14 protein-coding genes and 4 pseudogenes are annotated in these 23,571 nt (G+C 36.8%); 13 read left to right on the plus strand and 5 right to left on the minus strand.

Features of this window, described 5'->3' with window-relative positions; translation table 11 throughout:
- The first annotated feature begins 17 nt into the window (after positions 1 to 17).
- A complete protein-coding gene (locus P4S65_RS20300; RefSeq protein ID WP_039488918.1) occupies positions 18 to 227 on the plus strand; it encodes a PGPGW domain-containing protein in 210 nt (69 codons plus the stop codon).
- A gap of 84 nt (positions 228 to 311) precedes the next feature.
- Here P4S65_RS20300 and ppsA read toward each other — a convergent pair whose 3' ends face one another.
- Complete coding sequence (gene ppsA / locus P4S65_RS20305) at positions 312 to 2,687, minus strand: phosphoenolpyruvate synthase (protein WP_337121047.1); 2,376 nt, start codon at positions 2,685 to 2,687, stop codon at positions 312 to 314.
- A 156-nt stretch (positions 2,688 to 2,843) separates the two neighbouring features.
- Between ppsA and ppsR the strand changes: the two genes are divergently transcribed.
- On the plus strand, positions 2,844 to 3,653 hold the full coding sequence (ppsR, locus tag P4S65_RS20310; RefSeq protein WP_007583184.1) for a posphoenolpyruvate synthetase regulatory kinase/phosphorylase PpsR: 810 nt from the start codon (positions 2,844 to 2,846) through the stop codon (positions 3,651 to 3,653).
- Positions 3,654 to 3,716: 63 nt separating this feature from the next.
- On the opposite strand, the gene P4S65_RS20315 is transcribed toward ppsR, so the two are convergent.
- Positions 3,717 to 5,066: a class II 3-deoxy-7-phosphoheptulonate synthase gene (locus tag P4S65_RS20315; RefSeq protein ID WP_337121048.1), complete on the minus strand. Its 1,350-nt coding sequence runs from the start codon at positions 5,064 to 5,066 to the stop codon at positions 3,717 to 3,719.
- An 856-nt stretch (positions 5,067 to 5,922) separates the two neighbouring features.
- On the opposite strand from P4S65_RS20315, the gene P4S65_RS20320 reads away from it, so the two are divergent.
- Entirely contained in the window at positions 5,923 to 6,798 is an 876-nt protein-coding gene (locus P4S65_RS20320) for a DNA replication terminus site-binding protein (protein ID WP_337121049.1), read from the plus strand.
- A 67-nt stretch (positions 6,799 to 6,865) separates the two neighbouring features.
- On the opposite strand, the gene P4S65_RS20325 is transcribed toward P4S65_RS20320, so the two are convergent.
- Complete coding sequence (locus P4S65_RS20325; protein ID WP_007378807.1) at positions 6,866 to 8,080, minus strand: hypothetical protein; 1,215 nt, start codon at positions 8,078 to 8,080, stop codon at positions 6,866 to 6,868.
- A gap of 774 nt (positions 8,081 to 8,854) precedes the next feature.
- Here P4S65_RS20325 and P4S65_RS20330 point away from each other — a divergent pair.
- The 5 genes and pseudogenes from P4S65_RS20330 (at position 8,855) to P4S65_RS20350 (ending at position 17,528) form a co-directional block, all read left to right on the plus strand.
- Entirely contained in the window at positions 8,855 to 10,093 is a 1,239-nt protein-coding gene (locus P4S65_RS20330) for an AAA family ATPase (RefSeq protein ID WP_007378808.1), read from the plus strand.
- A gap of 15 nt (positions 10,094 to 10,108) precedes the next feature.
- The gene (locus P4S65_RS20335) at positions 10,109 to 11,071 is read left to right on the plus strand and encodes a transcriptional regulator (RefSeq protein ID WP_337121050.1); all 963 of its coding nucleotides are present in this window, start codon (positions 10,109 to 10,111) and stop codon (positions 11,069 to 11,071) included.
- A 423-nt stretch (positions 11,072 to 11,494) separates the two neighbouring features.
- Positions 11,495 to 14,640: pseudogene (locus P4S65_RS20340) on the plus strand (DEAD/DEAH box helicase).
- 1,127 nt (positions 14,641 to 15,767) lie between these two features.
- Positions 15,768 to 17,233, plus strand: a pseudogene (gene rmuC / locus P4S65_RS20345) (DNA recombination protein RmuC).
- Positions 17,234 to 17,336: 103 nt separating this feature from the next.
- The gene (locus P4S65_RS20350) at positions 17,337 to 17,528 is read left to right on the plus strand and encodes a DUF3185 family protein (RefSeq protein ID WP_337121051.1); all 192 of its coding nucleotides are present in this window, start codon (positions 17,337 to 17,339) and stop codon (positions 17,526 to 17,528) included.
- Between the two features lie 36 nt (positions 17,529 to 17,564).
- Here P4S65_RS20350 and P4S65_RS20355 read toward each other — a convergent pair.
- Positions 17,565 to 17,971: pseudogene (locus P4S65_RS20355) on the minus strand (MerR family transcriptional regulator).
- 100 nt (positions 17,972 to 18,071) lie between these two features.
- Between P4S65_RS20355 and P4S65_RS20360 the strand changes: the two are divergent.
- Positions 18,072 to 19,321: pseudogene (locus P4S65_RS20360) on the plus strand (NADH:flavin oxidoreductase/NADH oxidase family protein).
- A gap of 86 nt (positions 19,322 to 19,407) precedes the next feature.
- Positions 19,408 to 19,983: a DJ-1/PfpI family protein gene (locus P4S65_RS20365; protein ID WP_033030093.1), complete on the plus strand. Its 576-nt coding sequence runs from the start codon at positions 19,408 to 19,410 to the stop codon at positions 19,981 to 19,983.
- 45 nt (positions 19,984 to 20,028) lie between these two features.
- On the opposite strand, the gene P4S65_RS20370 is transcribed toward P4S65_RS20365, so the two are convergent.
- A complete protein-coding gene (locus tag P4S65_RS20370; RefSeq protein WP_337121052.1) occupies positions 20,029 to 20,934 on the minus strand; it encodes a LysR family transcriptional regulator in 906 nt (301 codons plus the stop codon).
- A gap of 106 nt (positions 20,935 to 21,040) precedes the next feature.
- On the opposite strand from P4S65_RS20370, the gene P4S65_RS20375 reads away from it, so the two are divergent.
- The 3 genes from P4S65_RS20375 (at position 21,041) to P4S65_RS20385 (ending at position 23,505) form a co-directional block, all read left to right on the plus strand.
- A complete protein-coding gene (locus tag P4S65_RS20375) occupies positions 21,041 to 21,817 on the plus strand; it encodes a DODA-type extradiol aromatic ring-opening family dioxygenase (protein WP_337121053.1) in 777 nt (258 codons plus the stop codon).
- Positions 21,818 to 21,897: 80 nt separating this feature from the next.
- Complete coding sequence (locus P4S65_RS20380) at positions 21,898 to 22,575, plus strand: haloacid dehalogenase type II (RefSeq protein ID WP_337121054.1); 678 nt, start codon at positions 21,898 to 21,900, stop codon at positions 22,573 to 22,575.
- Positions 22,576 to 23,100: 525 nt separating this feature from the next.
- Complete coding sequence (locus tag P4S65_RS20385; RefSeq protein WP_337121055.1) at positions 23,101 to 23,505, plus strand: hypothetical protein; 405 nt, start codon at positions 23,101 to 23,103, stop codon at positions 23,503 to 23,505.
- The last annotated feature ends 66 nt before the right edge of the window (positions 23,506 to 23,571 follow it).

The following is a 23,571-nucleotide window of genomic DNA, read 5'->3' on the forward strand; positions in this document are numbered from 1 at the left end:
GTAATGAGGTGTGTTATATGAAAAAATTACTATTACAGATCAGTGGCGTGTTATTTATTTTGCTAGGATTATTTTTTGCGATCGTCCCTGGCCCATCGCTTATATTTTTTATGGCGGGTTTATTGTGTTTTTCGTTTTACTATCCTAAAGCGCGACATTACTTATCACTTTGTCAAAAGGCGTTAACTAAATCATGTGCTTATTTAGATAAAAAATTAGCCCGTTAACTTACTTTTAATTGGGTATAAAAAAATGCCAGCAATTTATTGCTGGCATTTTTATAGCTTACCTATTTATAGCTTACATATTTATTACTTTGCTAATTTTTTAGCTAGGTATAACCATGTTTCTATTACTGTATCTGGATTTAGTGAAACAGAGTCAATGCCCTGCTCTACTAACCATGCTGCAAAGTCTTCGTGATCTGAAGGACCTTGACCACAAATACCTACGTACTTGCCTTTTTCTTTAGCTGTTTTAATTGCCATAGAAAGTAGTTTTTTAATTGCTGGGTTACGCTCATCAAATAAATGTGCGATTAAACCTGAATCACGGTCAAGACCAAGCGTTAACTGTGTTAAATCGTTAGAGCCGATAGAAAAACCATCAAACATTTCTAAAAATTCATCAGCAAGTAATGCATTTGAAGGCAGCTCACACATCATGATTACTTTAAGACCATTTTCACCACGTTTAAGGCCATGCTCTTCTAGTAATTCAATTACGCGTTTACCTTCTTCAAGGGTACGTACGAATGGGATCATGATTTCAATGTTTGCCATATCCATGTCGTTTCTTACGCGTTTTATAGCTTCACATTCTAGTGCAAAACAATCGCGGAAGTCTTCAGAGATATAACGTGCGGCGCCACGAAAACCAATCATTGGGTTTTCTTCTTCTGGCTCGTATTGCTGGCCACCAACTAGGTTTGCGTATTCGTTTGATTTAAAATCAGACATACGCACAATTACACGCTCCGGTGCAAAAGCACAACCAAGCGTTGAAATACCTTCAACCAGTTTTGTTATGTAAAATTCTACTGGTGATTCGTAACCGGCAATCATGTCAGTAATTTCTGCTTTTAATGCATCTGTTTGCGCATCAAAATTTAATAACGCTTTAGGGTGAACGCCAATCATACGGTTGATAATAAATTCAACTCGCGCAAGGCCAACACCTGCATGCGGTAAGCGTGCAAAGTCAAAGGCGCGATCGGGGTTACCCACGTTCATCATGACTTTCATTGGTAGTTCTGGCATTTTATCAACGCGTGACGTTAGTATTTCAAAATCTAAAATACCTTCGTAAATAAAGCCAGTATCGCCTTCGGCGCACGATACTGTTACTTCTTGTCCCGCTTTCATTAAATCAGTTGCATTACCACAACCAACAACTGCCGGAATACCAAGTTCGCGTGCAATGATTGCCGCGTGACACGTACGGCCACCACGATTTGTAACAATCGCCGCTGCACGTTTCATGATTGGTTCCCAATCAGGGTCGGTCATATCGGTAACTAAAATATCGCCTACTTGTACCTGGTCCATTTCTTTGATTGAATCAAGAACACGTACAACACCGCTACCAATTTTGTGACCAATTGCACGGCCTTCAACAAGTACATTACTTGTGCCATTTAATTGAAAACGTTCCATTACGTTTGAGTCTTCGTTTGAGCGAACAGTTTCTGGACGTGCTTGAACTATATATAGTTTACCGTCGTTTCCGTCTTTTGCCCATTCGATGTCCATAGGACGACCGTAATGTTTTTCAATGATTACAGCTTGTTTGGCAAGATCTTGCACTTCTTCATCTGTAATCGAAAATTTATTACAAAGCTCAGGGTCAACATCAACGATGTCTACTTGCTTACCATGTGCTTTATCTTCTGAGTAAATCATTTGTATGGCTTTAGAGCCAATATTACGACGTACTACTGAAGGTTTGTTTTTAAGGAGTGTTGGTTTATGAACATAAAATTCATCAGGGTTAACCGCGCCCTGTACAACCATTTCACCTAAGCCGTAGCTTGATGTAATAAATACAACGTCTTCGAAACCAGATTCAGTATCGATACTAAACATTACGCCAGATGCTGATTTATCTGAACGTACCATGCGCTGTATACCTGCTGATAACGCAACACCACGGTGATCGTAACCTTGGTGAACACGATATGAGATTGCGCGGTCGTTAAATAATGAAGCAAATACGTGTTTAATAGCGACCATGACTGAATCGATACCGACAACGTTAAGGAAAGTTTCTTGTTGGCCTGCGAATGATGCATCAGGCATATCTTCAGCGGTAGCTGATGAACGTACTGCAAATGAAACATCTGCTGCAGTATCACCATGGAGTTGGCTATATGCGTCGCGAATGGCTTGATCTAGGTGTGGTTGGAATGGTGTGTCGATTATCCATTGGCGGATATCGGCACCGACTTTAGCGAGAGTATTTACATCATCAACATCAAGTGTATCTAGGATGTCATGAATTTTGGCGGTGAGTCCTGATTGATCTAGAAACTCATTAAAAGCATCTGCGGTAGTTGCAAAACCACCCGGTACTTGTACACCAGCGTTTGCGAGGTTTGAAATCATTTCACCAAGTGACGCGTTTTTACCGCCAACTCGAGGAACATCTTGCATACCAAGCTCTTGATACCAGAGAACGTATTCTTGCACGGATCTTTCTCCAAAAAAACAAATTGTAGGTCTAACTGTGAGAGTTAAGAAAGAAAACCTTTTATAAAGGTCGTCGTCATTCTACACTGGCAACAGTCCTCACGTAAACCGTGGGAAACCTATTTTAGGGATTTAAACGCAATAAAAAGGTTAATTATGAGAACTGCTTTTTATATATCAGATGGAACAGCAATTACTTCAGAGGTGTTTGGGCATGCGACTTTGTCGTTGTTTCCTATCGATTTTAATCATAAAACAATTCCATTTGTAGAAACTGAAGAAAAAGCGCACGAAATTAAAGCTTTAATTAATGCAACCGCTGCAAAAACAGGTGAAAAGCCTTTCGTGTTTTTTACTTTTGTGAATCACAATTTAAGTGAAATTATAAAATCGGCTGATGCAGTTACGTATGATTTTTTAACTACGTATAGCGAAAAAATAGAAAAAGAACTCAATGTAGCTCCTGTTCCAAAAATGCATCGTACACATTCTATCCACGAAAAAAGTTATGATTTTAGAATTGATGCGGTTAACTATGCTCTTATGAATGATGATGGCGGAAATATTAAAAACTTTTCCGAGGCAGACATCATTTTAATTGGCGTTAGCAGAAGTGGTAAAACACCGACAAGCTTATACTTAGCACTGCAGTACGGCATTAAAGCGGCTAACTACCCCATTACAGAAGAAGATTTAGATAATGAAGGTTTGCCTAAATGTTTAGTCCCTTATAAACATAAGTTATTTGGACTGACGATTGACCCTGAGAGGCTTGCGGCTATAAGGCATCGACGTATGGCTAACTCTAAGTATGCTTCAATTAAACAGTGCCGCATTGAGGTGCGCGAAGTGGAAATGTTGTATAAGCGTCACAAAATAGCTTACTTTAATTCTACGCATCATTCTGTTGAAGAAATTTCTGCAAAAATACTGATAGAAACAGACTTGGAGCGACGTAAGTACTAACTTACTCATCAAATTTGAAATAAAAAAACCGCAATTAAGCGGTTTTTTTAGTATTAACAAATATTATTTACGTGCGTCTTTTAGTAAATCTGCGACTAAAAAGCCTAACTCTAATACTTGGTCGGCGTTAAGGCGTGGATCACACTGTGTTTTGTAACGCTGCGCTAGATCATCGTCAGATAAACCGTAAGCACCGCCTGTACATTCTGTTACGTGCTGACCTGTCATTTCTAGGTGAACACCACCTGCGTATGAACCTTCAGCTTTGTGTACAGCGAAGAATTGACTGATCTCGCGCATGATATTATCGAAGTTACGCGTTTTGTAACCTGATGTCGCTTTTTCAGTATTGCCGTGCATTGGATCTGAGCTCCAAATTACTTTACGGCCTTCTTGTTGAACTCTTCTTACTAGCGCTGGGAGTTTTTCTGGCAGTACGTCTGCACCCATACGCGTAATTAGCGTTAAACGACCAGGAATGTTATCTGGGTTTAATGCGTCAATTAAACGAATTAGGTCATCTGGGTCCATACCTGGGCCAACTTTAACACCAATTGGGTTTTTAATGCCTTTAAAAAATTCAATATGTGCATGGTCTAGTTGACGAGTACGTTCACCAATCCAAACAAAGTGAGCAGAACAATCGTACCAATCACCCGATAAATGGTCGCGACGAGTAAGCGCCTCTTCGTAACCAAGTAGTAAAGCTTCATGAGAGGTGTATAAATCGGTTTCTTTTAAGCTTGGCGCAATTGTAGAGTTAATTCCGCACACTTCCATAAACTCTAGTGCGTCTTGAATTTTATCTGCAAGTTGTTGGTATTTTTCTTTAAGTGGATTTGCAGCAACAAAGCCCATGTTCCAGCGGTTAACCTGGTGAAGATCGGCTAGGCCACCTTGTGCAAATGCACGTAATAAGTTTAACGTAGCGGCACTGTGATGATAAGCCGTCATTAAACGTTGTGGATCCGGTATACGTGCTTCTTTTGTAAACTCAATATTATTAATGATGTCGCCACGGTAAGATGGTAAAGACACGCCATTAATTGTTTCTAAGTCTGCTGAACGAGGTTTAGCGTATTGACCAGCCATACGCGCTATTTTAACTACAGGGCATTTACCGCCGTATGTTAATACAACTGCCATCTGTAAAATTGTTTTGAATGTATCGCGAATGTTAGCTGCATTAAAATCGCTAAACGACTCTGCACAGTCACCACCTTGAAGTAAAAATGCACGGCCTTCGCACACATCTTCAAGTTGTTTAAATAAGCTTCTTGTTTCTTCAGCAAAAACTAAAGGCGGAGCCGTCTTTAATTGGCCTTCTACTGATTTAAGTATTTCTTGATCTGGGTACTGTGGTTGCTGCAGTATTGGCAGCTCTCTCCAGCTATTTGGGTTCCACGATTGCATGTTCTTTCCTCATTCCTACATTACCTGATAAGAAGAAATTACCGTATGCAGGCCCCTATGTTCAAGGACTAAATTCACTATTTACCAATTATTTAGTTATGAGTTAAGTATAATAGTAATCTTATTTAATCCATGTGGTTATATAACATACACTTTAGTTTTATCTTTAATAAACTAAAGTGTTTAAATACAAACAATTATAGAGCGCTAATTGCAATTTTAGCGGATTGAGAATAAATAGAGCATAAGGGTTTATTATATGTAACTTAGCAAAGAACACATCATACTTAAATGGTGTGTAATGTAGCCTTAACTTTACAGTGAAATTTAATTAATAGTTAGCAACTACTATGTGCAGGCCTTAATGTATGATATGGCGGATGTGTTAATCATTTATTTGCATGGTAAAGTATTCACAAAAGAACTAGATTCACAAGCGCCAAAACGTAAAGGTGTGTTACGCAATTTACGTTTTCTCTACCAACACGATAGTGTTTATCATGATTAAAAACCCAAATAGTAGAGATATTTTTAGAATGATGCTGAAGTTAAAAACTTTTATATTTAGTCTCATTACCGTGTTACTAATACGATATAAGTTCGATTAACTCATCTTCCCTACTCTTAGTTAATCAGCCAATTCAGAACTAAGCGCATTAACTGGTTGATGTAATAAAGGTCAAATATGTAAAAGTTTAATTCTTAGTTTAGGGATTTCACTTTAGACAAAGAACACATCATACTATATATAATTAATGAATATATGTGACGCTGAGTGAATTTGATTATTTATTTAAACAAAGCAAAATGCATGTAATAATATTGACCTAGTAAGATGTGTTCTTTGAGGTGGGTAATGGTAACTAAGGTACAAATTAGAAGTCAGTTTGATTTAATGAACGAGTTAACTTTAAGGTTAATTGAAGAACTGAAAGAGTGTGAATTTTCCAAAGCAGAGTACTATCAGTTACCTGATGTTAGTAGTATAGATGAAAGTAAAGTTCCAGAATCTATAATCGTTTCTAAAATATCGGGCGCTCCGGCTCAAAAAGCAATCCTTCACTCCTTTTCTGACATTTATAAAAAATCGGGCTTAAGCAGTCGTGTTTTAAAAAGGCACCCAGGCTTCCTTGTTATTAAAAATGCAGATAAACACGCTTTAAATAATCGTATAGCCCAAGTGAATAAAGCTAAAGCTACATTTAAAGAATGTATTTTAGCTATTGATAGCAACGATGCGCGATTTGAAGCTGTTCACAATGCTATACCAAATTTAATAACGCTTGCTGCATATCGTAAAATTCATAGTGAGAGTGAATCCCCATTTTCAGTTAGGTTTACCTGGATGCACAAACATGCAACAAAAACACTTACTAAAAAAATGGCACTAGAGATGCTTGATAAATCGGCCAGTTATCGAAACCCAAGAATGATCGATCAGCAAAAATGGCAATTACTTGTAGCTCAAGAACAAGCACGAGTTGCTAGTTTAGGTGAAAAAGAAAAACTACGAATACGCCGCCCTACTCGCGTAAGTCCCCAAGTAAATGTAAGATACACGGCAAAAAATAGATATCACGTTAGTGCAGCATTGCCATTTATCTTAATTAATCCGGAACCCGATGTAAAACTTGGCATATTACAAAACTATGAAAAACCATTAAGCCATCCACGCAAACGAGATTATGACTTTTTAGTCAACAGACTTTACTTAGAACAAGTAGATAAATGATTATGTTAAAAAGGCCACATTAAGTGGCCTTTTAGGTAGTTTATTGGATAATAAAATAAATTCGTTGCTATTTTTCTACTATCTCTTCAATTTTATCTTCATCTATCAAAACCGCATTTTCAACAATGCGTTTACCACCTTGAATCTCAATACGTTTGTTATGCTTATTTAATGTCAGTATTTCGTCACAAAATTGATCAGATGGATGCATCTCATATGTGTAATCAATAATATTACCTGTTTTATCATCTTTTACGTTCGTAATGCTGTATTCTGATATAGCACCTTTTTCAATCAAATCTTTCATTGTTGTTGTCATATCACGGCGTAATGCTTTTAATTTATTCTCAGTAATATTGTCAGTTGAATAAATAGAACCGTACTTTTCCATAATAGAAAGCAATCTAAAATGATATGTTTTACCTGGAGCAGCATATCGCCAAAGATGGTACAGACGAAGCATCATCCAACGCGATAATCCCCGTTTTAATTCTTGTGCGCTATTAAAGTAATACCCTTTGTATTCAAGGTTATCAATCATGTTATGAACAAATGCATTTAAACAAGCTACACATTTAACATTGCCGCCTTGACCTTTTTTCCCACTAAAATGTAGTGACGATAAAAAGTTCATGTTTGATTCGTAAAAGGAATCATCAATGTCAGTGTTTTTTGTATCTGTTGCCGAATATTTAAACGAAAGTTTAGAGCCTTGTAATGCTTCAAGTGATTCTTTAATTGCAGGATACGGCATTGATTGCCCTACCGCTTTGAGTTCTTGCGCTAACTCGTTCATAGAAAATACCACGGCATATTGAATACCGGACTTAAAATTAATTTTTACTATTTTACCTTTTGAAGCCAAACGAATTAAGGCTCGCTCTACTTTTTCTTCTCTATCTGATGGCCAAACCAAATATTCTACGTCTTCGCCATCTTTACGAGTACTCACAACAGCAGGTGTTATTTTTATTTCGCCATCGTATAAAATACCGTCCACTTTTTCTGATATTTTACGTGTAATGATTGTTTTTTTCGGTGCTTCTTCAAGCGGCAATTTCTTATGGCCAGAACGAACAAAGCGTCCCCATAAATCATAGTGATTAAACGTATTTGAATAAGCACGTAATCCATGAGCAGCATTTTCAATAGAAATGCGAACATCTTTATTATCTGTAAATAGTGCTAAACTCTCGTTATCAATTGCACTTTCCACCCCGTGAATTTGGCCTCTTAGTGTATCAGGCAAGTTATCTACCGAGATGTTGACCTTTCGGCTCATTGTTCTTATTTCCATTTTTATTGCGACAGTTAATAACAACACATAAAACAAGAAAAGTTAAATGTTTAAGTTAGTATAAAAGTGATCTGACTTTAAATAAAACATTCAGATCACTTTTATACTAACTGTTGTCAATTTTTGGTGTTTTCAGATCATTATTATACTAACAAGTGAGTTATAAATCTCTTTTTTACTAACTCAGCTATTATTTTGTCCAGTGTAATTGATATTTTATTAAATTAAACACGACAAATTACGCTTTTAAGTAATTCTCCTGTGGATAAAGCAATATCGAGTTAGAATAGATCTGATCTGTACTTACTACAGATCAGATCTATACTAATTCAATGCCCCTTTTATCTAGTAGACCCGTGCATAACTTTATAATTTACTTAGTAAAAATCGGATCTCAAGAGGTGTTTTTGTTCATAACTTAATGAGTAAGCTGTGCATAACTATATATCTCAATTAGTCCTTAGTAAAAAGCTGATCTGAGTGTTAATAAAGATCTGATCTTAACCAAGTATAAAGGTGATCTGCTTTTTTTAATATTATTCATATTTATCATCAAGTTATATGCTAATTATACACCCTTAACCTTTATTACCTTATATATTTAACCACCTTTAAACTTCTTTATTTATACTAAGCAATATTAATGATGTAAAAATATTATTAGATGTCTTCTTTTTAAAATGCATGTCGCCATAAATAGTTGTTTACAGCAAATTGAATGGACATTATACTTACTGCCTAACTTTGAGGAAGGAAAGTATGTCTATCAACAATAATGCGCTAAATACCTATCGACTTTTAAAAGCGACTGCTGAAGTTGCAGAAAAGTCACTAGAAGGACGTATTCAACATTATCGCGCTCATCTTAAATCCGAAGAAAAAGAGTTAAGAACATACACCCAAAAAGCAGCAGCCGATTTACTAGGTTGTAATAATCGTACCTTAAAAAGACGCCATGATAATGGTGATTTTGATGATTTAAACATAAAACGCGGTGCAAATGGCCATTATGCTTACACACTTGTAAATATTTTTGCAATGGCTGATATTATGGATATCAAGCCTGATCACCGCACTAGCGACGACAAACTTCAAGTTATTGTTATAAACTCCCTCAAAGGCGGTTGTGGTAAAACAACCAGTATGGTTAATATTGCAGCGGCACTTGCTACAACCAATATTAAACGTTATCGCATTGGTATTATTGATTTAGATCCACAAGGTTCATCATCTAGCTTCTTCCCCTCTAGCGAACATGATCCAATTACTGTTGGTGATTTAATGCGCGATTGCATAGATCTAGACGAAGGCGAAACATGGCCTGAATTTGTATCAAACTCATTTTTACCTACGCATATTCCAAATATTCGCGTTTTACCATCAGGTATGGATGACTTTTATTTTGAGCACGAAACTGCCACTTTATTAAAAGATACTTCAAATTATGAGCAAACTCGCCATTATCATAAGTTATTAGAAAAAGTAATCGAGCCGGTTCAAGATGAGTTTGATATTTTACTTATTGATACAGCTCCAACTCTTAACTTTATGTTTTATAATGCATTAATGGCATCTACAGCGATGCTTATTCCTGTTCATCCTGAAGCTGTCGATTTTGATGCAAACAATAAATATCTAAAAAGGTTAGGCGAGATTTATCATACTGTTGCTGCGCTTGGACATGAAGGTTGGGACTTTATGCAGTTTCTTGTGACCAATTATGTAAAAGGTAACCATTCACAACGCGATATTGTTAAAGATGTTCGAAGTGCATTTGGCCGCCAAGTAATGAGTTACCCAATTAACCACAGTTCTGCAATTACAGCGAGCTCTTCATCTTTTAATACTATTTTTGATCAAAAAGCGTCTGATAGTTTAGCCAGTCGTGAATCGCTTATGCGTGCACAAGAAAACATTAAAGATGTTGTTGACGAACTTGAAATGCTAATTCGATCTAATTGGCAATCCACACAATCAAAATTAAATACGCCTAAGTAAGGATGTTAAATAAAAATGGCTAAAAAACGTAAAAATGACACCCGCTTAGATCCATTTGCAACAGCTGTAGGCAGCAGTAGTCTTGATGCATTACTAGAACAAGCGAATGCTGGCGATGTAATTAGAATGCCTGCACCGAGCGACCCTGCTCGTCAAATTACGCTTGTTTGTAAAGTGATCGCACATGCTGATATTGAATCTACCACTGGTGTATATGGCAAAAATCGTCGCGTACAGGCACTTCTTAACGAAAAGTCAGTATCAGATATTCTTCCTGCAATTAGCGATGATGGTCGAAATCAGCACCCTGCTTTGCTTTGGGATCAAGGTGACAAAAGTTTAGTGCTTGCAGGTTCACGTCGTCGTATGGCCTGTATTCTAGGTAACGCTGATTATTTAGTGCTTAGCTCAAGTGACTTTACTGAACAAGATGCAAAAATTTTAGCTGTTTCATCTGATCAATACATAGCACCAAGTTTATGGGAGTTAGGACAAGCTTATCAACAAACTAAAAATGAATTAATTGAACAAGGTAAAAAAGGATCTTACCGAGAAATAGCTGCTCTTGAAGGTCTTTCGCATACTGCCATTGCAGATGCAATTAAAGCCTATGAACAAATACCAGCTGAGGTTATTGCGCTTTATCCTACGGCTAATCATGTTGGTAGAGAAGTTGCTAAAAAGCTTGTTATTGCAAAGGAGCGTGATCCTGAGAGCTTTAATCGGTTGGTTCAAGAGCTAGCAAGTAACAATGACATTAACGCGATTACAAGCGACGACAAGCGTGCAATGGCTGTTACTAAATGCTTAACAGCTGAACCGCAAACTACAGTAAAACGCGAAGCTGTTCTCGAAAATGATTTTGTTTCACTTCAACGAAATCTTAAAAGTGGCGATGTTTCTATAAAAATAAACAACAAAGTGATGACAGACAAGCGCTTAGAGCAACTTACAAAGCTATTAAGTGCTTTTAATTAGTTAGTAAAATAGCGATCTATCCAGTTTGTTTTGTTAGTTAAATATTGATCTGCAATATTATTTAGTTAGTATAAATCTGATCTGTACACGCCGTTAATGTGCTTATTTAGCCTGTTTTATTGCGTAGATCATTTTTTTACTAACTATTCGCCTCTTTTTTATCTATTCACCATATGTTTTAAAAAGTGTTAGTAAAATTCTGATCTAAAAGCGCTCTAACTATTGTTTAAGTTGTTTTTATTTTTTGAATCAGCAACATTTTGCAATTTATTCAACAAAATCCATTCTAAATTTAGTTATAAACCAATTTTTTACTAACCAATCAACTCCAACCAGTTTATATTGCGTTAATATAGCTTTAGCTCAGAGCACATAAGGCATATACTGGCAGAATTATTTTTAAAAACTAATCCTTAGAGTGACATGTCTGCTAACTTATCAAAAAATGATTTACTGGCTATTTTTGAAGAAATTAAAAATGAGCAGGCTACTCAGTTTCCTCTTTCAGAACGCTTTATAAATAAGCTGTTTCGACCCAATGTGCTAGCCAAAGGTAAAGAGTATTACAAAAACGGAAAAATCAGTTGGTTAGAGCATACTTCTAACTTTTCTGTTGTTGATTCAACTGTGCAAGGTGATAACGGTACACCGTTCAATCAGCGTATAGAGATCAGTAAAATACCAACTGGTTATTCGGTTGATACACATTGTACGTGTAATATAAAAACTAAATGCCGTCACCTAGCAGCAATTTTATTAAAACTAAAAATAGAGCACTCTGGTGAATACGGAGAAGATTACTTTATTAATGATTGGTTTAGTGAGTTAAGCGCACTCAAAAGCGCCGAGCAAACAATACCGTCGCAAGTTTTACTCTTTGTATTAGATATTGAAAATAACAAAGTATTTTTATCACCTAAAATAGCTAATTATGATAAAGATCAAAATTACACATTAGGTCGTAACCTTACCGATCAGCAACTTAATAGCTTTATAACCCCGAATGATTTACTCGAAAGTGATTTTAGACTTTATAGTTGGATCCGTTCACAAAATGCTGTAGGTAATATTGAACTCAAAGGTTTATGGGGTTTTAATGCGTTGCAACAACTTATTGCTACAGAACGATTATTTTTACAACGCTCTCGTGTTGCAATTAAGCCACAAAGTGCCCAAGCGCTGAACTTTAATTGGAAACAAGAAAAAGATTTAACGCAGTTGGGTATTAATTTGGAGCAAAGCAAAAATTGGGCACTGATTAAAACAACGCCACCTACATACATAGATTTAGATTATTTAAAAATAGGGCGTATACGTACGCCATTAAGCGCTGATGAAATCTCACATTTGCAAACAATACCCGCTTTACATAGTGCTAACTTCGATCGAATTTATAAGCAGTTAGCAGATAATTTTGGTGCGGGCGTTATACCACATCCAACAAATTCACAAACAACGCTACCTAAAGCAGCTAGTAATGCTGTTTTAAAAGTAACTACGGGTGAACAAGGCTTAACGCTTTCATTGTTATTTAAGTATAAAAACAAGAATTATTTAGCAGGTGCAGCGCCTGCTAGCTTAATAAACAATGCGTTTGAAAATACCGTTAAAAATGAATTAGTGAATTTAGGTTTTGAGTTTTGTAAAGGGGTTTACAAAGTGAGTTTGTTTTTACCAAGCAGTCCCCTATTCATCTACATTGGCTTACCTATGAAGTATTTCCAAGTTTTAAAGAGCGCGGTTGGAAAGTAGCGATTAGCAAAATGACAGTTGCTAATCCACAAAGCGAAGTTACACTTTATGCGAATAGAGCCGCAGGGCATCAAATGCATTGTAAAGTATTACTTAGTGGTGCAAAAGCTGCGCTACTTTTTAATAATGAAGATTTAACTTATCAATCATTAAATCGTCAAAGTGAGCTATTTCATTACTATCCAATGGGTCGTCAATTTGGCGTTATCAATAAATCAGCTATTAATTTACTAACTGAATTTAAGCAACGCTTTGAGTTTGTAAAAACAAGAGATGAATTTAATATTCCGCTTTCGTACTTGCCTGAGCTTGTAAAACACACCGCAATAAATGTTGAGCTTCATGACGACTCTTTAGAGCTTTACTTACAAGAACTAAATAATACCGACCACGCTATGCCAAAGGTATCTTTACATGGCTTAAATGAGTCGGTAGAGCTTAGAGAATACCAACAACAGGGCGTTGATTGGTTAAGCTTTTTAAAACGTCATAAGCTTGGTGGTATTTTAGCTGACGATATGGGTTTAGGGAAAACACTGCAAGTGATTGCTTTTTTAACTAGCGCGTATAATCGTCCGCAAGCTGGCCCTACTTTAATCGTGTGTCCGACAAGTTTGGTAAGTAATTGGGAAAATGAAATAACTAAGTTTGCTAAAGGCTTAAAAGTGACAACTATTTTTGGTTCTCATCGAAACGAGCCACTACAGCACCTTGCTCAATCGCAATGCATACTGACAACTTATCCGCTGTTAAAACGTGATATAGCATATTACTCGCCATTATATTTCGAAAATATAATTCTCGATGAAGCGCAATACATTAAGAATGACACAGCACAAGTATCGCGCTTAGTTAAACGACTTAATGCTGATTTTAAGTTATGTTTAAGTGGTACGCCAATCGAAAATAATTTACTTGAGCTTAAATCTTTACTCGATTTTGCTATGCCATCATTACTTGGTTCACAAGCCCATTTTAAGCAACATTTTCAAACTCCAATTGAACGTGAAGCTGACATGGAACGTGCTGAACAGTTAAAAGCGTTGATTATGCCTTTTATATTGCGCCGTACTAAAGCGCAAGTAGCTCAAGAGTTACCTGAAAAAACAGAGATAACAAAAGAGTTTGAGTTTGAACCTAAACAAAAAGAAATGTATCAGGGGATTACACGCTCTCTTGAAGAAAAGTTAATAGACTTATTTGCAGAGCAAGGTGTTCAAAAAAGTAAACTAGCCTTTTTAGAAGCATTATTAAAGCTTAGGCAAATTTGTTGTCACCCTAAATTAATAGAGCCTGATACGCAAGCTGGCTCTGCTAAATTAGAATGGCTCACGACCCATTTACCATTGATGTTGAGCCTTGGTCGTAAAGTAATTATATTCAGCCAGTTTACTTCGGCACTCGACTTAATTGCTAAGCGCCTAGATGAAATAAATATAGACTTTAGTCTACTTACAGGACAAACTCGCCATCGAGATAAAGTAATTGATGAATTTACTAGCGGTAAAACATCGGTATTTTTAATTAGTTTAAAGGCCGGCGGCACAGGTCTTAATTTAACGCAGGCAGATACCGTTATACATTTTGACCCTTGGTGGAACCCCGCAGTAGAAAAACAAGCAACCGATCGCGCTTATAGAATTGGACAAACGAACCCTGTGTTTGTATATAAACTCATAATGAGTAACTCAATTGAGCAAAAAGTATTTAAAATGCAAGAAGATAAGCAAGCTTTAGTTGATGCATTATTTACCGATAAATCAATGAGTTTTACCCAGTTTGATGAACAGCAAATGTTGTCATTAATAAAAAACTAGAATCTTTTTTGAACTTAATTAATTAAAGTGCGTCTACTACTTTGCTTGTTGTTAAATTGCAGTTTACACAAGCGATAATGTTGATTTCCCTATTTAGTTACTAATTTTAGTAATGATTGAGCCAGCCCATTTTGAGTTGGCTTTTTTTATGTCTAAAATATAGTGTTAAGCAGTTATTTTAAAATTTTTTATTTTTTTATGAACTTAATTTAAAAACAGGCGTCTACTATTAAGCTTGTTGATTAATTGCAGTTAATACAAGTTTTATGTTGATTTCCCCTATTTGATTACTAATTTTAGTAATGATTGAGCCAGCCCATTTTGAGTTGGCTTTTTTTATGTCTAAAATATAGCGCTAGCACTTATTTTAAAATTTTTTATTTTTTTATGAACTTAATTTAAAAACAGGCGTCTACTATTATGCTTGTTGATTAATTGCAGTTAATACAAGTTTTCATGTTGATTCCCCCTATTTAATTACTAATTTTAGTAATAATTAAGCCACTTCATTTTGAACTGGCTTTTTTTATGGTCAAAATTCATCATTTAAATATTATTTAAATTTTTTGAGTTTTTACTGAACTTAATTAATAAAGAGGCGTCTACTATTATGCTTGTTGATTAATTGCAGTTAATACAAGTTTTCATGTTGATTCCCCCTATTTAATTACTAATTTTAGTAATAATTAAGCCACTTCATTTTGAATTGGCTTTTTTATGCCTAAAATTTGCCAATTCCAATCAACCACTACTCAGATAAACGAATTTGTACCAATCTGCTTTGGTATGAAGTGATTTAATTCGTTCAGTTGTTCGAATACTTATGCTGATTGGTATCACTTAAAGTTATTAAATTATTTTTGAATTAATTACTTCATTTACCGGTCTACTGTAATACCTGTTGTTATACAACTTAGCCAAATAATGTAATTTATTTTGGCAAATGCGTATTTAAGTTGCAGCTTGCTCGGGTACATGTTGATTTTCCCTTTGATTACTTAATTTAGTAATATTTAGCCAGCTTATTTGAGCTGGTTTTTTTATGCCTGTAATTTCTTTGCTCCTCTACTTCTATTGCTTGTTATTGGTTATGATGGCATGTCTCTAAATTTTATAAGTTTATTTTTATGCTCACTCAAATACTCACTAATATCGATTGGTTAAGTGCAAGCGCTGGTGCTATTTTAGGTATTGTATTTTATGGTGTTATATCTGCGCAGCTTCGCAAAAAGCTACACCTAAAAATAAGCGAACAACAACAACAGCTTTCACTCTTACAAAATCAGTTTGATAATAAAGAGCTACAATACAGCATTTTACTTGAGGATCACGAACTACTCGAACATACTCACCAAGAGCAGCGCGATGAGGCGCAGCATTTTAAAACGCGTTTTAGCGAACAAGAAAAACAAAGCATTCAATACAACCATTTTTGGCGCAAAGCCGAAGACGAGCTTACAATGCTTCGTGAGCAATATAATCAACGCGATGTTGAGTATAATAATATGCGCACCACCCTTGAGCAGAAACAGCAAAGCTTTAGCGAGCAACTCGCGCAAATTGAGCAAAGTAAAAATATGCTCAAAAAAGAGTTTGAAAATCTAGCCAATAAAATTCTAGAAGAAAAATCACAAAGCTTTAAAACCTTAAATCAAGAAAGCATTGAGCAATTATTAAAACCAGTTCAAGGCGAGCTAAAAGGTTTTAGAGAAAAAATGGAATCAATACACGTTGAAGATATAAAGCAACGGACCGCGCTAAAAACTGAGCTACTGCATTTACAAGCCAAAAGCCAAGCTATAACAGATCAAGCCGATAAGCTCAGTAACGCGCTACAAGGGCAAAAGAAGACCCAAGGTAATTGGGGGAACTCATGCTCGAAAACGTGTTAGATAGCGCAGGCTTACGCGCAGGTGTTGATTACAAGCGCGAAGTGTCGTTTAACACTGAAGATGGCCGCTTACGCCCTGATGTAGTTGTGTACTTACCACAAGGCCGCCACTTAGTTATTGATGCTAAAACATCATTAAATGCTTATACACGGTACGTGAATGCTGAAAATGAGTTAGATGCTAATCAAGCGATTAAAGAGCATGTAAATGCGGTTACAGCACGTATTAATGAGCTTGCGAGTAAATCTTACGACCGTTTGCCTGGTATTAACTCGCCAGAAGTGGTGGTTATGTTTGTACCAATAGAATCAGCTTTTGTTGAAGCGCTTAAATATCAAAGTGATATTTACCAACAAGCAATCGAAAAAAATATATTAGTAGCCACCCCCACTACCCTGCTGACTAGTTTAAATATTGTTAAACAGCTTTGGCGTTTTGAAGAGCAAACCAAATATTCAAAAGAGTTGGCAAATCGAGCTGAGCGTTTTTATAACAAGCTCAATGGTTTTTTATTGAGTATGGAAGGCGTAGGTAAGCAGCTTGATAAAGCGAAAGAAAGTTATGACAAAGCGTTCTCGCAATTATACCGTGGTAAAGGTAATTTAATTAAACAAGCATCAGAGTTTAAAGAGCTTGGTGTATCGGTACAAAAAGAGTTACCTAGTGAGAGCGTTGAACGTGCGCAGCTAGAGCTCGATTAAATTATTTTAAGTGTTTTGACTTAAAATAAAAACTTACCTTAAGTTTTAAAGCACACTTAAGAAAATATTATTAAATAATGTACGTTAGAGATTAGAGGTGTTTATGAGTAATAAGATTATAGGTATTGTTTTAATCGTTATAGGTATCGCTTTAATTATGTGGGGATATGACGTGTATGATGCGGCGGCTTCGCAGTTAAGCCGTGCATTCAGTGGTGATACATCAATAGAAGCATGGGCGGGTATTATTGGCGGTGCCATCTGTGTATTAATTGGCATTAAAAAGCTTAAGTAATATAAAATACAGCTTATTTTAGTAAGCTGTATTAATTTATTCGTAATCTATCACTTTTAGTAATTCATTCAATTTGCCTTCTGGCAGGCATTCGCCTTTATCCCAATAAGAGTTGAGTAACGTAGTTAAACTGCCAATACGTTGTGACTTTTTCTGCATTTGCTCAATCAAAATGTCAGCTTCTTTTTGTTTTTTTCTAAACGTTCAATTATTACTGTGTGGTTTAGCTCGTCGTTTTCGTTACGTAATAAAGGTATTTCGTTGAGTGAAAACCCCAAGCTTTGTGAAAATTTAATTAACTGCAATTTTTCTAAGTTTTGTTGGGTGTACAGCCTATAACCATTAGCACTGCGAGTGGTTGGTGTTAATAACCCTTTGCTTTCGTAAAAGCGAATAGTACTGGCGGGTATGTTGGTAAGTTTTGCAAGTTCGCCTATTTTCATAACTAATAATAACTCCACTTTACATAAACTTAGTAGGTTGACCTTCAAGCTAACTTTAAGGTTATAGTCGCTTTAATGTCAATTTAATTAGCCCATAACTATGCGTAACCCTGTATTTACCCCTTTTACCTTGCCAAGTGGTTTAGTATTAAAAAACCGTATTGCCAAAGCCGCTATGGAAGAAAACCTTGCGCAAGAGGATCAAACGCCCTCCCAAATACTCAAAAATGCTTATAGCGCATGGGCAGAGGGGGAGCAGGGCTAATTATTACTGGCAATGTAATGATTGATCATTTAGCGATGACAGGCCCAGGCGGCCTTGTGCTTGAAAAAAGTACCGATATTACTGCCTTTGCAGAGCTTGCTCGTTTATCGCAGCAAAATAATTGCAAAGTGGTGATGCAAATTAATCACCCTGGTAGGCAAGTATTTAAAAAAATGGGTGGAAAGGCTCTATCAGCGTCAAGTGTTGCACTTAATATGGGTAAGCACTCGCACTTGTTTGGCGTACCAAAAGCGATGACGAAAACTGATATTGACGATGTTATTACCCGCTTTACACAAACTGCGCAGCAAGCTGAAAAAGCAGGTTTTAATGGCGTACAAATACATGCAGCGCATGGTTATTTACTGGCTCAGTTTTTATCGCCACTAACCAATAAGCGCGACGATAAATGGGGAGGGAGTTTACAAAATAGAGCTCGCTTACTTCTCGAAATAACCCGCAGTATTAAAGCTACTTGCTCACTTACCTTTTCGGTTTCGGTAAAGTTAAACTCTGCTGATTTTCAACGAGGTGGGTTTGAACCCAGTGACGCGCAAGTTGTAGTGGACTTATTGAATAAACTCAATGTTGATTTTGTAGAGCTTTCGGGTGGTAGTTACGAAGCACCTGCCATGCAAGGAAAAACAGGTGATCAGCGCACACTTGCCCGCGAAGCGTATTTTTTAGAGTTTGCAAAAGCGATTAGCCAACGCTCATCAGTCCCAATAATGACTACAGGCGGTATTAGTCGCTTATCTATTGCCAACAACGTGATTGAAAGTGGCGTTGCCCTCGTGGGTATTGCCACTGCGCTTGCATACCAACCAAATTTACCAAACAAATGGCAAAATGAGCCACTGCAATTAGCCGTGTTACCCAATGTTACTTGGCAAGATAAAACCCTCGCAGGACTTGCCACTATGGCACTGGTTAAAAGACAAATACGCCGTATAGGCCAAGGCAAACCCGTAAAAATAAATGCCTCACCAATATTTACTTTAATTGGCGACCAACTACGTTCGGTTAAATTAACTAGGCGTTACCGTAAACGCTTTGCTCATGAGCTTAATGTTGAGGCTAAGTAGGGTTTCTTAAATTAAAATAATACACCAATGATGATTTTATAGGCTAAGGTAAAGCTTCATATTAATTTGAGCTTTTTGAGACCTAAATGAATATAGGCATTTATATTTATGATAACGCAGAAGTACTCGACTTTTCTGGCCCTTTTGAAGTTTTCAGTACCGCTAAGCGTTTAGCTGAAAATAACTGGAATGTATTTTTTATTGCAGAGCAAAGTAAGCCTGTAATAGCGCGCGGAGGTTTTAGTGTAAACCCCCATTACAACTTTTTAGATCACCCTCATATTGATTTATTAATTGTGGTAGGTGGTGATCACACCGCCGAATTTAATAAAAAGCAGGTGATTGATTGGATCAGTAAAAGTGCAAAAACAGCTACTCGTGTTGCGTCTGTATGTACGGGCGCGTTTTTGCTCGCAAAAGCCGATTTATTACATGGCTTAAATGTAACAACGCATTGGGAAGATCAAAATGAATTGGCGTTATTATTTCCTGATTTAAATGTAATTAGTGATAAACGTTGGGTGCAGCATAATCAATTTATCACATCAGGGGGGATCTCGGCTGGCATAGATATGAGCCTGCAATTAGTAGCATTGTGCAGTACTGATGAATTTGCTTGCTTAACAGCAAAACAAATGGAATATCAGTGGCATAAAAAATAACAGGCCCAAGTAAAACTACTTATACAACTGTTTGTAATCGACATATCACTCCCCTAAGTCCCAGTATGGGGTATCGCCATAAAAGTCGCTCGCAAAATCAACAAAAGCACGCACTTTGCTCGGTAAAAACTGTCTATTAGCATACACCATGTACAGTCCCATTGGGTCGGGTTCATAGTCTTGTAAAATGCGCACTACTTTACCTTGAGCCAGCGCTTCGCCTGCAATAAATGTGGGCTGCATAGCAATACCACCTCCCGCAATGGCTGTATTTAGTAGTAAGTCACCATTGTTAGCCACAAAGTTACTTTCAAGCTTTAGCTCGCTTTTTAGCTCATTAACTCCAAATAGGCGTTTTGTGGGCTCGCTAAGGGAATAGCGTAAATAATTATGCGACTGTAAATCTAAAAGCGTTTGTGGCGTGCCATGGAGTTTCAAATAATCGGGTGACGCAAATACCGCTAGGTGTATAGGGGCAATTTTTTTAGCTATGAGCGTTGAATTTTTTAATACGCCAATGCGCAGCGCAATATCAATACCTTGCTCTACTATGTCTACATATTGATCTGTGAGCCGTAAGTCTAACTTTAAATTTGGATACTGCTTTTGAAAATCAACCAGCAAACCTGCTAAATGCTTAGTACCAAATGACATAGGCGCACTAATACTAAGCACTCCCGAGACATTCTCGCTTAAGTTATTGAGTGAGTTTTCCATATCTTCAATATCAATAATCACCTGCTGACAACGCTGATAATATTGATTCCCAGCCTCTGTTACACTTACTTTTCGCGTTGTACGGTGTAATAAACGCGTGTGTAGATTATCTTCCAGCGCAGAAATATATTTGCTGACTAACTGCGGGGAAATATCGAGCTTATCGGCCGCTTTTGAAAACGATCCTTCTTGCACAACGGCCAAAAAGGTTTTCATGGTGGTGAGTTTATCCATCTTTAACAATACTTTATTGATAATGTATAAATAAATACCATATTTATCGTCAAAATAAAAACTAATATAGTGCTTAATAACACATCTATTTGTTTAAGGTTTTAGCATGACTCAGCCCGCTTTATTTATATCTCACGGTTCGCCAATGATGGCTGTACAGCAATCGGCTACGTCAGATTTTCTTGCATCATTAGGTCAAACGCTTAGTAAACCACGAGCTATTGTGGTGTTTTCTGCCCACTTTGATGAAGCGCACGATATAGTTATTACATCGGGAGATGCGCCGCAGACTAGTCACGACTTTTATAACTTTCCTAAGGCCCTGTATGAAATTCAATACCCAGCACCGGGGGACCCTAAGCTCGCTAATACTATTTGTGAGTACTTTTACAAGGCGGGTATTACAGCCGTGCAAAGTGCCAAGCAAGGTTGGGATCATGGTGTGTGGATCCCGTTGCGCTTAATGTACCCAGCAGCTAATATTCCTATAGTTCAGGTATCTATTAATACACGTCTTGGCACTAAAGCGATGTATAAATACGGACAGTTACTTGCACCACTGCGCAGCGATAACGTATTAATTATTGGCTCAGGTGGTATTAGTCACAATCTACGTGAAATATTTAAAAGCCCTCCTACACCTAACCGTGTTCAAATGGTTAATGAGTTTACCCATTGGGTTGAGCAAAAGTTAATAACGCAAAACACCCAAGCGTTACTTAACTATTTAGATGAAGCACCCAATGCTTTATTTAACCACCCTACTGCAGAGCACTTTTTACCTCTTTTTGCAGCGCTTGGTAGTGGTGACGGTCAAGTTGAAAAAATACATGAAGACATCGAAATGGATATTTTAGCGCTTGATGCATACAAGTTTTATTAAATTGAGCGTTCGTTCAAATTAAGTTAAGCTGTAAGCAAGTACTCTAAAACCAACTTAATTTATTTTATTGCGGAGCAAACATGGCAACTACACTTGCGTTTGACGTATACGGTACGCTAATAAACACTCACGGCGTACTGTCCCTACTCGACGATATGATTGGCGATAACGCCCAGGCATTTTCAAATACATGGCGCGAAAAGCAATTAGAGTATTCATTTAGACGTGGATTAATGCAAAATTATATTCCCTTTTCGCTATGTACAAAACACGCACTCGATTACGCCTGCTTAGCGCACAAAACCGAGCTAAGTGAAGATCAAAAAGAGCAACTGCTAGAGCTTTATAAAACGCTTCCTGCGTTCGATGATGTAAAAGCAGGCCTTGAGCAATTAAAAGCGAAGGATTACCGTTTGTTTGCATTTTCAAATGGGGCTGCCGACGCAGTTCATACCTTATTAGAAACCGCTGGCATTAGTGAGCTTTTTGAAAGGGTAGTAAGTGCCGACGACGTTAAAACCTTTAAACCAAACCCTGAGGTTTATAGTCACTTTTTACGCGAAACCAATTCAACTGGCGCAAACACATGGCTTGTATCAAGTAACCCGTTTGATGTAACCGGTGCTATATCACATGGTATGCGTGCAGCGTGGATTCAACGATCTGAGGAGTCTATTTTCGATCCTTGGGAAATACAGCCAAATACAATCGCAACCGATTTACTCGATTTAAAAGTAAAATTAGAAAGCGTTAACTAATTTTAATCATACCCTTTATACCTTTGGTGTTTGTGCATTTTAGGTGTAAAGGGGGTTTACGTTTGAACCACTATTAATGCTATATTCTTTAGCAAGTGTTTATTTACTAGTCTAGTTTTTTACCCCTACCCTCTTAACTTAATCTCTGTATTAATAAGCGCAATTAATGCCCTATTTCATCTGAATTAGAGCTTATATCAGAGCGCTCATTCCCTATTGATAAAATGTGATAATTTTGTGATTAATTCGTGACACAGTTGCGAAACTTACCTTCCATAATGTTCCTAAATTAAATAACAAACTTTAGGTTTTAGCTTAGAGCAACAGCATCACTTGATATCAACAGGTTTAGATTAATTAAAAAAATTATCAGTTTTTGATTTTTTCATAAATAAGCATTATTTATTTTATAAACGTCTGGTTTTTTAAACTTAAAGCGAAATAAAACATGCTAATTGAAAATCACGATAAAAATTTAGTTAATTACTTCAAAATTTAAATTTAATAAATTAGTGGAAAATAAAAATGAAATTTAAAAAAGATCACAATGAAAAAAGTTACATGTTAAAGGGAATATCTTTTTCAGCCATCGCTCTATCTATCAGCTTAGCGTCAGTTAACGTGTCGGCTGGGGCATGGGTTGGTGAAGAAGGAAGTGGTTATATTAAGTTAGGTTACGCTGATTATACGTCGAGCAAATATCGTGGAAACAACCCAACCTTTGAGCGTTTTGAAGGGCAAAATACATCACTTTACTTGGAGCATGGTTTAGGGAATAACTTCTCTATTTATGGCTCATTATTACATCAAAGCTATGAACAAGAAGATTCTGTAACGGGCACAAGTAGCGCCAGCGGTTTTGGTGATACCGAGGTTGGTATTCGATATCAATGGCAGGCAGAACCTTTTGTTCTATCTACTTCTTTTTAGTTAAAACCCCTTTTTATATGATGAGGATGATGGGTTAGGAAATAACCAAGAAGACTACGAAGCCAA

It is taken from the genome of Pseudoalteromonas sp. B131b, assembly GCF_037162545.1.
GTDB classification, from domain to species: domain Bacteria; phylum Pseudomonadota; class Gammaproteobacteria; order Enterobacterales; family Alteromonadaceae; genus Pseudoalteromonas; species Pseudoalteromonas fuliginea.

Excerpts from the sequence above, each read along its gene's own strand:
- P4S65_RS20385 (WP_337121055.1), top strand. The coding sequence starts at position 23,101 with ATGAAATTTAAAAAAGATCACAATGAAAAAAGTTACATGTTAAAGGGA.
- P4S65_RS20315 (WP_337121048.1), bottom strand. The coding sequence starts at position 5,066 with ATGCAATCGTGGAACCCAAATAGCTGGAGAGAGCTGCCAATACTGCAG.
- P4S65_RS20325 (WP_007378807.1), bottom strand. The coding sequence starts at position 8,080 with ATGAGCCGAAAGGTCAACATCTCGGTAGATAACTTGCCTGATACACTA.
- P4S65_RS20370 (WP_337121052.1), bottom strand. The coding sequence starts at position 20,934 with ATGGATAAACTCACCACCATGAAAACCTTTTTGGCCGTTGTGCAAGAA.
- P4S65_RS20330 (WP_007378808.1), top strand. The coding sequence starts at position 8,855 with ATGTCTATCAACAATAATGCGCTAAATACCTATCGACTTTTAAAAGCG.
- P4S65_RS20380 (WP_337121054.1), top strand. The coding sequence starts at position 21,898 with ATGGCAACTACACTTGCGTTTGACGTATACGGTACGCTAATAAACACT.
- P4S65_RS20375 (WP_337121053.1), top strand. The coding sequence starts at position 21,041 with ATGACTCAGCCCGCTTTATTTATATCTCACGGTTCGCCAATGATGGCT.
- ppsR (WP_007583184.1), top strand. The coding sequence starts at position 2,844 with ATGAGAACTGCTTTTTATATATCAGATGGAACAGCAATTACTTCAGAG.
- P4S65_RS20320 (WP_337121049.1), top strand. The coding sequence starts at position 5,923 with ATGGTAACTAAGGTACAAATTAGAAGTCAGTTTGATTTAATGAACGAG.
- P4S65_RS20365 (WP_033030093.1), top strand. The coding sequence starts at position 19,408 with ATGAATATAGGCATTTATATTTATGATAACGCAGAAGTACTCGACTTT.
- P4S65_RS20300 (WP_039488918.1), top strand. The coding sequence starts at position 18 with ATGAAAAAATTACTATTACAGATCAGTGGCGTGTTATTTATTTTGCTA.
- P4S65_RS20350 (WP_337121051.1), top strand. The coding sequence starts at position 17,337 with ATGAGTAATAAGATTATAGGTATTGTTTTAATCGTTATAGGTATCGCT.
- P4S65_RS20335 (WP_337121050.1), top strand. The coding sequence starts at position 10,109 with ATGGCTAAAAAACGTAAAAATGACACCCGCTTAGATCCATTTGCAACA.